This is a genomic window from Pseudomonas sp. KH_017, from assembly GCF_057840285.1.
In genome coordinates this window covers 5062206-5074914 of the sequence record NZ_CM174509.1, presented here as the reverse complement: position 1 = coordinate 5074914, position 12709 = coordinate 5062206, and the positions used below count along the sequence as shown (strand labels likewise).

Here is a 12709-nt window from a genome sequence, read left to right as displayed (position 1 = left end):
GGTTAGTAGTCAATCGGGTCGCGGATGATCGGGCAGGTCATGCAATGGCCGCCGCCCCGTCCCCGGCCGAGTTCGCCGGCGCTGATGGTGATCACTTCCACACCGGCCTTGCGCAGCAGGGTGTTGGTGTAGGTATTGCGGTCGTAGCCGATGACCACGCCCGGTTCCACGGCCACTACGTTGTTGCCGTCGTCCCATTGCTCGCGTTCGGCGGCGAAGCTGTTGCCGCCGGTTTCAACCACGCGCAGGGCCTTGAGGTTCAGGGCCTGGGCCACGGTGTCGAGGAAGTTGGTTTCTTCGCGACGGATGTCGATGCCGCCGGCCTTGCTTTCGTCGGGACGCAGGGTGAAGGCGACAATCTGGTTCACCACTTCCGGGAAGATCGTGACGAGGTCGCGATCGCAGAAGCTGAACACGGTATCCAGGTGCATCGCCGCGCGGGATTTCGGCAGGCCGGCGACGATCACTTTCTCGACGGCCTTGTTTTTGAACAGGTTCACCGCCAGTTGGGCAATGGCCTGGCGCGACGAGCGTTCGCCCATGCCGATCAACACCACGCCGTTGCCGATCGGCATCACATCACCGCCCTCAAGGGTGGAGTTGCCATGTTCTTTGTCCGGGTCGCCGTACCAGATCTGGAAGTCGGCGTTGGTGAACTCGGGGTGGAACTTGTAGATGGCGGTGGTCAGCAGGGTTTCCTGACGGCGCGCCGGCCAGTACATCGGGTTGAGGGTGACGCCACCGTAGATCCAGCAGGTGGTATCGCGGGTGAACTGGGTGTTGGGCAGCGGCGGCAGGATGAAGCTGGAGTTGCCGAGGAAGTCGCGGAACATCTCGATGGCCTTGCCGCCGAAACTGGTGGGCAAATCATCGCCCGAGACGCCGCCGATCAGGAACTCGGCGATCTTGCGCGGCTCCAGGCTGCGCAGCCACGAGGCCGTTTCGTTGATCAGGCCCAGGCCCACCGAGTTGGCGGTGATCTTGCGTTCCAGAATCCAGTCCAGGGCTTCGGGAATGGCGACGATGTCGGTCAGCAGGTTGTGCATTTCCAGCACATCGATGTTGCGTTCACGCATCTTGGTAACGAAGTCGAAGTGGTCGCGCTTGGCCTGGGCCACCCACAGCACATCGTCGAACAGCAGTTCATCGCAGTTGTTCGGGGTCAGCCGCTGATGGGCCAGGCCTGGGGAGCAAACCATGACTTTGCGCAGTTTGCCGGCTTCGGAATGGACGCCGAACTTAACTTTTTCCTTGGTCATTACAGTGATCCTCCAGATGACAAAACAGGGTTGTGCTTCTAGAAACAGGAGCTAAAGGGTCAGGAAGCCGTCGTAGAGACCGTAGGCCGCCACCACGGCGCCGACGACCACCGCAGCGAAAATCAGCTTCTCGACGTTGGTGAAAACCGGTTTGTTGATTTCCAGCTTGGCCTTGGCGAACAGGATCACGCCGGGGGCGTAGAGCAGGGCGGACAGCAGCAGGTACTTGATGCCGCCGGCGTACAGCAGCCAGATCGCGTAGATCAGGGCCACCGCACCGATGATCAGATCCTTCTGCCGCTCGCCCGCCGCGCCTTCGTAGCTTTCGCCACGCACCGCCAACAACAACGCGTAGGCCGCCGACCACAGGTATGGCACCAGGATCATCGAGGTGGCGAGGTAGATCAGCGACAGGTAAGTGCTGGCCGAGAACAGTGTGATGATCAGGAAAACCTGGACCATGGCGTTGGTCAGCCACAGGGCGTTGACCGGTACATGGTTGGCGTTTTCCTTGCGCAAAAACGCCGGCATGGTGTGGTCCTTGGCGGCGGCGAACATGATCTCCGCGCACAGCAGCACCCACGACAGCAGCGCCCCCAGCAACGAGATGATCAAACCGACGCTGATCAGCACCGCACCCCAATGACCGACCACGTGCTCCAGCACGGCGGCCATTGACGGGTTCTGCAGTTTGGCCAGTTCCGGCTGGGTCATGATCCCCAGCGACAGCACGTTGACCAGGACCAAAAACAGCAGCACGGTGACGAAGCCGATCACGGTGGCTTTACCCACATCGCTGCGTTTTTCCGCCCGGGCCGAAAAGATGCTCGCGCCTTCGATGCCGATGAACACCCACACGGTGACCAGCATCATCTTGCGCACCTGGTCCATCACGCTGCCCAGATCCGGGTTCTTCAGGCCCCAGATGTCAGCGGTGAAGATGTCCAGCTTGAAGGCGAACAACGCAATCAACATGAACAGCAGCAGCGGCACGATCTTGGCGACGGTGGTCACCAGGTTGATGAACGCTGCTTCCTTGATCCCTCGCAGTACGAGGAAATGCACGGCCCAGAGCAGCACCGAGGCGCCGATTACGGCGGCCACGGTATTGCCCTCGCCAAAAACCGGAAAGAAATAACCCAGGGTGCTGAACAGCAAGACGAAGTAGCCAACGTTGCCCAGCCAGGCACTGATCCAGTAGCCCCAGGCGGACGAGAAGCCCATGTAGTCGCCGAAACCGGCCTTGGCGTAGGCGTAAACCCCGCCATCAAGATCGGGTTTGCGGTTGGCCAGGGTCTGGAACACGAACGCCAGGGTGAGCATGCCGACGGCGGTGATCGCCCAACCGATCAGAATGGCGCCGACATCTGCGCTGGCCGCCATGTTTTGTGGCAGGGAAAAGATCCCGCCACCAATCATCGAACCCACGACTAACGCAACCAGCGCGCCGAGTTTCAGTTTTCCGGGAGTTTCAGACATTGCATGACTCCAATGCAGGAGAAGAGAGGCAACAGATTAATTCCGTTGGCTATCCAATCAGCTGACTTGGATCACTAAATGAGAGCGTTCCCAGTTTCTTGGCGGAGTGCCATCATTTGCAAGGCGGCTGCCTGTAATGCTTGTTCTAGAGCCTTTTCAAGATTATTTAAGTACTTTGTATAGTTTGTTTCGAATTATGACGCTAGTTGGTTTTTCAGAATTCGCAAATTTTCCCGGCGGGTTTTTTGTACGAAATTGATGTATTGGAAAAACGTATACAACAAATGATTATATCGGCGCCTCTAATAGCCGTTTTGTGCAAGTTAAAAGACGTATGTTGGCGTTATCCAATAAACGTTATTACTCTTCAACAGTTTAGTTGACGCCTGTTATGTGACGATCTCGCGGCAGTTGTCGCCCCTTTTCGGAAATGGAGATGCAACGATGGCGCAATCACCGAACAAGCTTCGCCTGAGCGCTTTGATTGCGTTGGTGGTGGGTTCGATGATCGGCGGCGGGATTTTTTCCCTGCCGCAGAACATGGCGGCCAGGGCCGATGCCGGGGCGATCCTGATCGGTTGGGCAATCACTGCGGTCGGCATGCTGACCCTGGCATTCGTGTTCCAGACCCTGGCCAATCGCAAGCCGGAGCTGGACTCCGGGGTGTACGCCTATGCCAAGGCCGGGTTCGGCGACTACATGGGCTTTTCTTCGGCCTGGGGCTACTGGATCAGCGCCTGGCTGGGCAACGTCGGCTACTTCGTGCTGCTGTTCAGCACCCTCGGTTATTTCGTTCCGGTCTTTGGCGAAGGCAACACGCCGATCGCCATCGTCTGCGCTTCGGTGCTGCTCTGGACCGTGCATTTTGTGGTGATGCGCGGGATCAAGGAGGCGGCGTTCATCAACCAGGTGACCACGGTGGCCAAGATCGTGCCGCTGATCATGTTCATCGTGATTGCTGCCGTGGCGTTCAAGGCGGACATCTTTACCCTCGATATCTGGGGGCGCAACAACCCGGAGTTCGGCAGCGTGATGGATCAGGTCCGGCACATGATGCTGGTCACGGTGTTCGTGTTCATCGGTATCGAGGGCGCCAGTGTCTATTCGGCCCGGGCAGAGAAACGCTCCGACGTGGGCCGCGCGACGGTGATCGGGTTCATTGGGGTATTGGCGCTGCTGGTGCTGGTGAATGTGCTGTCGCTGGGGATCATGACCCAGCCGGAACTGGCGAAACTGCAGAACCCCTCGTTGGCGGCAGTGCTTGAACATATCGTCGGCCCCTGGGGCGCGTTGCTGATCAGTGTCGGCCTGGCGATCTCGCTGTTGGGGGCCTTGTTGTCCTGGGCGCTGCTGTGCGCCGAAATCCTGTTCGCCACGGCGAAAGACAAGACCATGCCGGCATTCCTGACCAAGGAAAACGCCAACCGCGTGCCGGTCAATGCGATGTGGCTGACCAACGCGATGATCCAGCTGTTCCTGCTGATCACGCTGTTTTCCGCCGGCACCTACACCAGCCTGATTTATCTGGCGTCCTCGATGATTCTGGTGCCGTACCTGTGGTCGGCGGCCTATGCGGTGTTGTTGTGCGCGCGAGGTGAAACCTACCAACAGGCACCCGCCGAGCGGATCAAGGACCTGCTGATCGGTGGCATCGCCCTGGGCTACGCGGTGTGGTTGCTGTATGCCGGCGGCCTGAAGTATTTGCTGCTGTCGGCCTTGCTGTATGCACCGGGTGTGATCCTGTTCGCCAAGGCTCGTAACGAGCAGGGCAAGCCTCTGTTCACGGTGGTTGAGAAAGGCATTTTCACCTGTGTCATCGGTGGTGCGGGGCTGGCCGCTTATGGGTTGTACAGCGGAGTGCTCAGTCTGTGAGGTTGTTGCTGGCGTACCAGCCGCCCTATGACTGGCCGGCGTTGCTGGGGTTCTTGTCGGCGCGGGCGATCGTTGGCCTGGAAACGGTGGTCGAGAGTGTTTACTCGCGCAGCATCGACTTGCATGGCGTTCACGGTACGTTTTCGATCCAGCCTGCTGCATCCGATGCGCTCGAGCTGAGCCTGGACTTTCCGGATGCTGCTGCCGTGCCCGAGATCGTTGCGCGAGTGCGGCGAATGTTCGACCTGGATGCCGACCTGTCCACGATTCACCGGCACCTGGCGGTTGATCCGCTGATGGCGCGGTTGATTGCCGAGCGCCCCGGGTTGCGTGTGCCAGGGGCGTGGGATGGGCTGGAACTGGCGATCCGTGCGGTGCTGGGACAGCAGATTACGGTGGTGGCGGCGATCAAATTGGCGGGGAAACTGGTGGCGCAATACGGTGTGCCATTGAGTTCACCGCAGTCGGGATTGAGCCATGTGTTTCCCACGGCTGACGTGCTGGCGGGGGCGGATCTGGCCGCGCTGGGCATGCCGAAAAGCCGAGGCCGGACGTTGTCGGGGGTGGCTCAGGCACTGCTCGATGATCCGCGATTGTTTGAGCCGGGTCGGGAGGGGGGCGTAGCGCGGTTGCTGGCCTTGCACGGGATTGGTGACTGGACGGCGCAATACATTGCCTTGCGGCAATTGCGGGAGTTGGATGGGTTTCCCAATGGTGATGTCGGGCTGATCAACGCGTTGGCGGCGCTGGAGGGTGAGCCGGTGACAGCCAGGCAGCTGTTGTTGCGGGCTGAAGGGTGGCGGCCTTATCGAGGGTATGCGGCGCAGGTGCTGTGGACTTCGTTGAGTCGGGCGGACTGAGCTGATCCGGAATTTGTACTGGCAGTCCTGACGCCTTCGCGGGCAAGCCCGCTCCCACAGTTGACCGAGTACTAGCTGACGACCGCGATCAAATGTGGGAGCGAGCTTGCTCGCGATGGCTATCTGAAAGTCACCACCACTGCGCGCGATGTGAACCCAAATCAGTTGCTGGCAATCTCCATTGCAATGGTGTCCCCGTCATCTTAAGCGGCGCCTGCAACCGATGCGCCGGCCCCCAGGGCGTTTGCTCAACCTGTATCCCCTGATCGTTTTGATCCTCTGCCCGCAACGGCTCATCGGACCCGGCCCCAGCCTCGATCAACAACCTCGCCGTACGCGCCAACGACAATCGCGCCGAACCCCCCGTACCGTCGTTCAACCGCTGCGACAACAACCGGATCGCACTGGCCGCCATCAAATACCCGGTGGCGTGATCGAGGGCTTGCACCGGCAATGGCGTCGGTTTGTCCGCCTGCTTCCAGCGCATGCCCGCTTCGGCAATGCCACTGCTCATCTGCACCAGGCTGTCGAAGCCCCGCCGGTTTTGCCAGGGCCCGCTCCAGCCATAGGCGTTGAGGCAAACATCGATCAGACCGGGGTTCAGTTGCCGGCGCTTATCCATGCCCAGGCCAAGTCGCTCCAGTGCATCGGCACGATAGCCGTGGAGCAGAATGTCGGCATCCTTGAGCAGGCATTCGAATACGGCGCGGTCGGACCTGTCGTTCAGATCAAGACGCGCGCAACGTTTTCCCAAGGTGACTTCCGGCACCACCCCAGGCTCGTTCCAGGTCGGTGGATCGATGCGTAAGACATCGGCGCCAAGGCCGGCCAGAAAGCGACTGGCGATGGGGCCTGCCAGTACTCGGGTCAAGTCCAGCACCTTGATGCCGGCCAGAGGTCGAGCCACTGAACCTGTCCACGGTTTGCGGCTCTGGCTTGGGTGGTTGGCGAACAGAATCAAGGGTTCGACATTTACTGCCTGGCCTTGAGGGTGGGTCTGCCATTGTTCCCAGGTGCGCATTTCGGCGGCGCAACCACCGGCATCGACCACCGCCTGCTCCAGCTCGCTTTTCGCCCATCGGGCCACTTGGCCGGTCATCGCTGCGCGGTCGGCACAGGCGCCGAGCACGCTTTCGGCAGCGGCGCGGTGATGGGGCGCGTTGGTATGCAGGCGAATCCAGCCATCGCGGGTGGCGTAGTCACCGGCCACCGGGTCCCACAACGGCGGAACGCTCCAGCCAAGCGGGCGAATCGAGGTTGCGAACCAGAATGATGCGAGGCGTCGGTCGACCTCAAGACCGGGCAGGTGCCCGGTTTGCTGGTGCAACAGTTCGCTGGCGGCCTGGCCTGCGGCAGCCATGCTGGCGCAGGCCAGATCCGTGACGGCAAACGCCGAGGGCAGGGCGCCGCTGGACGTGAATGGAATCGGGGTGTGAGGCAAACCGAGTGCGGCTTGAATGGACGTGAGCAGATCAGTCATCGAAGGGCCCTCTGGAGCGAGAGCCAGATCTTAGTCCAAAAACTCGAGTCCCGATGACATCCCTTTGTGGGAGCGGGCTTGCTCGCGAAGAGGCCGGCACATTCAACATCGATGTCGCCTGACACTCCGCATTCGCGAGCAAGCCCGCTCCCACATTTCGTTGGTGCTGCTTACACGCGGAACTGATCCATCAACTTCATTTGCTGGGTGGTCAGGGAGTTGAGCTGGCTGCTGATCTGCGCCGATTCGGTGGCCTGGCCGGTCAGGGTTTCGGTGACGGTGCGGATCGCCGAGACGTTGCGGTTGACCTCTTCGGCCACGGCGCTTTGCTGTTCGGCGGCACTGGCGATTTGCAGGTTCATGTCGCTGATCACGGTGACCGCATCGCTGATCTTGCCCAACGCCTGGACCGCCTGCTGGATCTGCCCGGCGTTGCTGTGGGCCTGGGTCTGGCTTGAGTGCATGGTGGCGACCACGCCGCGGGTGCCGCTCTGGATGCGTTCGATCACCAGGCGAATTTCTTCCACCGAATCCTGGGTGCGTTTGGCCAGGTTACGTACCTCGTCGGCCACCACCGCAAAGCCGCGACCGCTCTCGCCGGCACGTGCGGCCTCGATGGCCGCGTTGAGCGCCAGCAGGTTGGTTTGTTCGGCGATGCTGCGAATCACCTCCAGCACCGAACCGATCTGCTCGCTGTTGACCGCCAGGGCTTCGACTTCGGTCACGGCCTTGCTGACTTCTTCGGCCAGTTGATTGATGTCGCGAGTGCTGCGCTCGATGATCGACATGCCGTCGCGGGCCGACTGGTCGGCACCCTTGGCGGCGTTGGCCGCGTTCGAGGCGCTGTTGGCGACGTCGTGGGCGGTGGCGCTCATTTCGTTGGACGCCGTGGCGACCTGGTCGATTTCGCGGAACTGCACCTGCATGCCTTCACTGGTCTGGCGGGCGATTTCCGAAGACTGGTCGGCCGTGCCACGGGCATCGGTGATGCTTTGCTTGATCTGCGCGATGGTCGGTTGCAGCTTGTCGAGGAAGCGGTTGAACCAGCTCACCAGTTCGCCCAGCTCGTCCTTCTTGCTGTAGTGCAGGCGCTGGGTCAGGTCGCCGTCGCCACTGGCAATCGCCTTGAGCATGTCGGCCACGCTGTTGATCGGGCGGGTCACGCCGGACGCGGTAAGCCACATCAGCAACAGCCCGAGCAGACCGGCAATCACCGCCACCGACAGCGCCTTGAGCGTGCCGCTTTGCTGGGCATCGTCGAGTACCGCTTGCAGCTTCACCGAGTCGGCCAGCAGCACTTGTTTGGGCAAGTCGATCACCACGGCCCAGGCCTTGGCATCGGCAATCGGGCTGACCGGGTACACCGCGCGGATCAGGTCGCCTTGCTGGAGAATCTTCGGCGCGCCATTGCCGAGCAATTGCAGGATGTCCTTGCCATCGCCGCCCAGGGTGTCGCCGATGTTCTTGCCGACTTTACCGGCATCGACACTGTAGGCGGCCAGCACGCCAGTGCCGGAAACGATGAGCATGTGCCCGGCACTGTTGAACAGGTCGCGCTGGGAGTCGACCGCCGCCGCTTGCAGGGCGTCGAGGGCGATGTCGATGCCGACCACGCCGATGGACTTGCCATCCACCAGCAGCGGTACGGAAATGGTGGTCATCAACACTTCCTTGCCGCCGACAGTATCGGCGTAGGGGTCGAGCAGGCAGGTGCGCTTGCTGTCCCGCGGGCAGGTGTACCAGACGTTGTACGGCGTGCCGCTGAGGTTCAGGGTGGTTTTGGTCATGTCCTCTTCGACCATGATGGTGTTCAGCGACTCACCACCGGCACGGCTCCAGTAGGTGGCGAAACGGCCGATCTCGTTGGACTGGCGGGCGGCGTCGTTGGCGAATTCGCTGTCCTTGCCGTCCAGCCCGTTGGGTTCGAACGCCAGCCAGATGCCCAGCACCTTGCTGTTGCGCTCGAAGGCGGTTTTCAGGCTCTGGTTCAACTCCTCACGCAGGGCGCCGGGCTCAAGCGAACGCTTGGCGGCCATGGAGCGCATGTCCTTGATCTGGTCCGCGAGGGCGGTCACCACCGTCAGGGTTTCACCGAAGGTCTTCTGTACCCGCACCGCTTGCTCGGCGGCCTTGGCCTGGAGCAGGTCCTGCACACTGGCGGTGAGCATTCTGCTGCTGGAATCGTTGACCAGGTCATCGTTCTGATTGGTCTGGTAGATGTTCATGCCCACTATCAAGGCGACTACCCCCAGCAGGCACAGACCGGACAGCAGGACGATTTTCAGGCGGATGGACAGTGAGTCGAACATAGGGCGAACTCGCGAATGGATGAAGTGTTGGCTGTGGGCCGTTGCGGCTCACTCGCTAAATCCATTTAGCGCCGATCAATGCACATCGGCGTGGCGCTGACGTTACATGAGGGGCAACTCGACGAACGGTAGTGGTTGAACGTTTGCGCAGAAAAATGTGCCGAAAATGGGGGTAAAAAGAGGAAAAGTCACGGATGGACGGTGATCAATTTGGCATCGACGTCCAGGGTGTTTTTTGCGCTTTAAATAAAATTCACGAAATACATATGTACCGCTTCTCATTAAGGGCGGACCGATTAAATGCAGATGCCACCTCGGTGGAACGCTTCCGGAAGTTTTGGCTTCTGGCATCTGACAGTAAATAATGAGAAAGCCATCATGTGTATTACTTGCATTAAAAGGACCGGGTTGCGCTCGGTGTTGTTTTTTTGGGGGATGTTATTGGCGGCAGGTGCGGCACCTGCCATGTCTTTTCTGAACTCGGCAGCTATTTCGGGTATCGCCTCTCAAATACCCTCGGCGACCACGGTACTGCCGGACAAACTGAACACCCTCGAGGACAGTCTGGCTGACGAAACGGATGTGAAGCATTACAGCTTCATGGCTGTGCGGGGCCAGGATGTGTTGATCCATGCGGGTGTGAAGAAAGGAGGGCCATTGAGGCTGGAATACAACCGCGATGGAAATTGGGCCGTAATCCCTTGGGGTAAACCCTTTACGGTTTCTGGCTTGCAGCCGAATCAGGAAGTTCAGGTTCGCATTTCGAAGATGCCGTCTGCCCCGTTCGTGGCGGATGATATCTACGACCTTGAGTTGGGTTCAGCGCCTTATTACGCCGACAGTCGCGTCCAGGGCGATACCGGTGATCTGCGGCACTACTGGGCGACTACGCAGGCCTACCGAGTCTTGAATTGGTCGGTCCGATTGAGGGATTCGACCGGGCAGCCGCTCGAAGGTGCTACCGCTACCTTGATATTGAACAAGGGGGCGGGGGCGGATGATGAAAGGTTCGACCTTATAACGGACAGCACTGGTAGCGCTGCGCAAGCCACTCCGTTGGGTGGGTGTTATGGCCAGCTGAAGTCTGATCCTTTCTGGACCAGTAGTGGCAAGTATCGCTATAAGTGGGAAGTTGAATACAACCTGGGGTATTGGTTGATCCAGGTTCAACGCAAAGAGGATTCGGGTGTGGGAGGTTACAACGTGCGGAACGTTTCATTTGCTCAGATATGCTATCAAAATATGTTGCGTAACTAAGTCTGTCATGTTCCCGGCAAAGCGCACATATATGTTCGCTTTGCCGGGTTTTATCGAACGATCAGGCCTCGATGTGCAGCCCCTGCCTTCTCTCGCTCGGCTCCTTCTCGGCTTTTTTATGCAATTGGTCCAGCCAGGAGTCTGAATTTCTCAGGTCAAGCGCACCTTTGTTCAGCAATAATCCATAGTCAATCATCTTATGGAAGTTGCGCAGGTCAAGATTCACCTTGCCTTCGAACTGTGGTTTATCCATCTGGACCAGTTCGATCACGAGCTTGGCATGCTTGAGTGTCAGGGTTTGCAAACCTTTGGTCTCGTTCAACAGAGTATTCAATATTTCCTCATCCCTGGCAGTCAGTGTGTCGGGCGGCGAAGTGACCTTCAACTGACCGTCTTCGGCCACGGTGAAGCCCATTGGCTTATTGGCCAGGCCAGACCATTTGTTCTGCAGGTCTTTTTTGAAATCGGAGTAAATCTCTTCCATTTCACGGAGCTTTATCCCTGCCTGGATTTCTTTACCGAGGAGGAACCCGTTTCTGGCCCTCTTCATTCGAAAATAAAGTCCACAATCGTCGGGGCCTCGATCGTTCGTCTCCAAAAACGCCTCCACCTCTTTCAGGTCTTCGAACGTGTAACCTTTTTGTTCTCCACGACCCATGATTTTGTCGATGAGAAACCTCCCCCTTTGCTCATTTATTACCGGGCCTTCAACTTTCTCGGATTGAGCCGTTTCTGTGTTCGCTTTCAATGTTTGCGGATACGGAACTTGAAAAGATGCAGCGGCACTTACATTCATGTCAGCTTCTCGTTGTGGGGTTTCATGGTGCTTAACGGCCAAACCCGGTCATGGATGACCTGATAAACACGTAGGAGAAATCCGAACAGGAAGTAGGTACTTTCAAGTGTGCTGTTGTCGGCTGTTACAGGGCAGTTTGAAGAGGTTTCAGGTGACTTGCGGCAATGATTCCGGCCGTGACCAGATCCACAGGTTGCCCAGCCCCATCCCGGCAATCGCCAGGTAGATCGGCCAGCCGTGATCGAGCATCACCAACATCAGGCCAGCACATAACAGCATGCTGACCGTGGCGCTGATTTTTGCCCGGCGCGCGATGATCTTGCCGTTGCGCCAGTTTTGGAGGATGGGGCCGAACAGCCGGTGGTTTTCCAGCCAGGCACTCAGGCGCGGCGAACTGCGGGTCGCGGCCCAGGCGGCCAGCAGGACGAACTCGGTGGTTGGCAGGCCGGGTATGACGATAGCGATCAGGCCGATGCCCAGGCTGACATAGGCGAGCAGACCGAAGAGGAGGCGGGAGAGTTTTGAAGAGGTGGGCATGGGCTCAAGGCAACACGTGAGGCGAATCGAAATCCTACAGACTTGCTTCGTCCAATGTGGGAGCGGCGGTGCGGCGATCCGACTTGCTCGCGAAGGCGGTCTGACATTCAAAAAACATGTCGACTGATACTACGCTTTCGTCGGAACGCCGCCCGGAGCAAGCCCGCTCCCACAGGGACAGCGGTGTGTCAGGCGACTTCCGGTGCGCTGGCGTAAGCCTGCTCCAGCAACACGGTAAACCGGCTGAACGCGTCGATGGCGCCTTTTTCCACGTCGGCTTCTTCCTGGGCGCTGAACGCCAGGCCGTCCAGGGTCTGGACGAAGCGCTTCCAGCCTTCAGCGCGGCCACCGGCCGGTTCGCCGAGGTGGCGGGCGCCGAAGGTTTCGCTCAGGCCAAGGCCCACGGCACGCTTGATCAGGAACGCCGCGCCGAGCTTCGAACCTTCGGAGACGAAGATCCAGCCCAGGGCTTGGGCCTTGGTCGGGCTCTTCAGTGCACCGGCGACAGGTGCTGGCACGTCGGTGTCCAGGTCCGCGAGGTCGGCCCTGGCTGCATCGGCACGGCAGCGGGCCGGCAGGTCCGGGACGATGGCGGTCAGTTCGGCATCGTTGTACAGCGACACCAGTTCCGACTGGAACAGGTACTGCGCCACCACGAAGCGGGCGAAATTGGCCGGGGTTTCAAACGGGGCATGGGCCTTGACCAGGGCATCGAGCTTGCTGTGCGGCTCGTTGGTGATCTGGTTCAAACGCTGCGAACGCAGGTTGGGGCGTTGTTCGGTGGCCTGGGTAGTCATGGCAATTCCTTGGAAAAGAAGAGGCGCTTGGTAACGAGACGAACAAGAAAGCGCCTGACAGTA

9 protein-coding genes and 2 pseudogenes are annotated in these 12709 nt (G+C 59.5%); 3 read left to right on the top strand and 8 right to left on the bottom strand.

Annotated features, from left to right (window positions below):
* Positions 1 to 2: 2 nt before the first annotated feature.
* Positions 3 to 1259: an arginine deiminase gene (gene arcA / locus AC3IT6_RS23040; RefSeq protein WP_150757911.1), complete on the bottom strand. Its 1257-nt coding sequence runs from the start codon at positions 1257 to 1259 to the stop codon at positions 3 to 5.
* Between the two features lie 51 nt (positions 1260 to 1310).
* Complete coding sequence (gene arcD, locus AC3IT6_RS23035; RefSeq protein WP_223445819.1) at positions 1311 to 2738, bottom strand: arginine-ornithine antiporter; 1428 nt, start codon at positions 2736 to 2738, stop codon at positions 1311 to 1313.
* Between the two features lie 444 nt (positions 2739 to 3182).
* On the opposite strand from arcD (AC3IT6_RS23035), the gene arcD (AC3IT6_RS23030) reads away from it, so the two are divergent.
* The gene (gene arcD, locus AC3IT6_RS23030) at positions 3183 to 4610 is read left to right on the top strand and encodes an arginine-ornithine antiporter (protein WP_489353041.1); all 1428 of its coding nucleotides are present in this window, start codon (positions 3183 to 3185) and stop codon (positions 4608 to 4610) included.
* Entirely contained in the window at positions 4607 to 5470 is an 864-nt protein-coding gene (locus tag AC3IT6_RS23025; protein ID WP_489353039.1) for a DNA-3-methyladenine glycosylase family protein, read from the top strand. The genes arcD (AC3IT6_RS23030) and AC3IT6_RS23025 overlap by 4 nt, the downstream gene beginning before the upstream one ends.
* Before the next feature lie 130 nt (positions 5471 to 5600).
* Here the strand turns inward: AC3IT6_RS23025 and AC3IT6_RS23020 are convergent, their stop codons facing one another.
* The 3 genes and pseudogenes from AC3IT6_RS23020 to AC3IT6_RS23010 all read right to left on the bottom strand — a co-directional run.
* A complete protein-coding gene (locus tag AC3IT6_RS23020; protein ID WP_489353037.1) occupies positions 5601 to 6950 on the bottom strand; it encodes a CoA transferase in 1350 nt (449 codons plus the stop codon).
* 170 nt (positions 6951 to 7120) lie between these two features.
* Positions 7121 to 7651, bottom strand: a pseudogene (locus AC3IT6_RS23015) (methyl-accepting chemotaxis protein); the annotation flags it as partial.
* A 375-nt stretch (positions 7652 to 8026) separates the two neighbouring features.
* Positions 8027 to 8986: pseudogene (locus AC3IT6_RS23010) on the bottom strand (methyl-accepting chemotaxis protein); the annotation flags it as partial.
* Between the two features lie 573 nt (positions 8987 to 9559).
* Between AC3IT6_RS23010 and AC3IT6_RS23005 the strand changes: the two are divergent.
* Entirely contained in the window at positions 9560 to 10516 is a 957-nt protein-coding gene (locus AC3IT6_RS23005) for a hypothetical protein (RefSeq protein ID WP_489353035.1), read from the top strand.
* Between the two features lie 61 nt (positions 10517 to 10577).
* Here AC3IT6_RS23005 and AC3IT6_RS23000 read toward each other — a convergent pair whose 3' ends face one another.
* The 3 genes from AC3IT6_RS23000 to AC3IT6_RS22990 form a co-directional block, all read right to left on the bottom strand.
* The gene (locus AC3IT6_RS23000; protein ID WP_489353033.1) at positions 10578 to 11312 is read right to left on the bottom strand and encodes a hypothetical protein; all 735 of its coding nucleotides are present in this window, start codon (positions 11310 to 11312) and stop codon (positions 10578 to 10580) included.
* Positions 11313 to 11459: 147 nt separating this feature from the next.
* Positions 11460 to 11849, bottom strand: coding sequence for a YbaN family protein (locus tag AC3IT6_RS22995; protein WP_489353031.1), 390 nt, complete (start codon positions 11847 to 11849; stop codon positions 11460 to 11462).
* A 188-nt stretch (positions 11850 to 12037) separates the two neighbouring features.
* On the bottom strand, positions 12038 to 12646 hold the full coding sequence (locus AC3IT6_RS22990) for a biliverdin-producing heme oxygenase (protein WP_489353029.1): 609 nt from the start codon (positions 12644 to 12646) through the stop codon (positions 12038 to 12040).
* Positions 12647 to 12709 lie beyond the last annotated feature (63 nt).

Bases quoted from the DNA above. Each gene is read 5' to 3' on its own strand.
- arcA (WP_150757911.1), bottom strand. From the start codon at position 1,259: ATGACCAAGGAAAAAGTTAAGTTCGGCGTCCATTCCGAAGCCGGCAAA.
- arcD (WP_223445819.1), bottom strand. From the start codon at position 2,738: ATGTCTGAAACTCCCGGAAAACTGAAACTCGGCGCGCTGGTTGCGTTA.
- arcD (WP_489353041.1), top strand. From the start codon at position 3,183: ATGGCGCAATCACCGAACAAGCTTCGCCTGAGCGCTTTGATTGCGTTG.
- AC3IT6_RS23020 (WP_489353037.1), bottom strand. From the start codon at position 6,950: ATGACTGATCTGCTCACGTCCATTCAAGCCGCACTCGGTTTGCCTCAC.
- AC3IT6_RS23005 (WP_489353035.1), top strand. From the start codon at position 9,560: ATGCAGATGCCACCTCGGTGGAACGCTTCCGGAAGTTTTGGCTTCTGG.
- AC3IT6_RS23000 (WP_489353033.1), bottom strand. From the start codon at position 11,312: ATGAATGTAAGTGCCGCTGCATCTTTTCAAGTTCCGTATCCGCAAACA.
- AC3IT6_RS22995 (WP_489353031.1), bottom strand. From the start codon at position 11,849: ATGCCCACCTCTTCAAAACTCTCCCGCCTCCTCTTCGGTCTGCTCGCC.
- AC3IT6_RS22990 (WP_489353029.1), bottom strand. From the start codon at position 12,646: ATGACTACCCAGGCCACCGAACAACGCCCCAACCTGCGTTCGCAGCGT.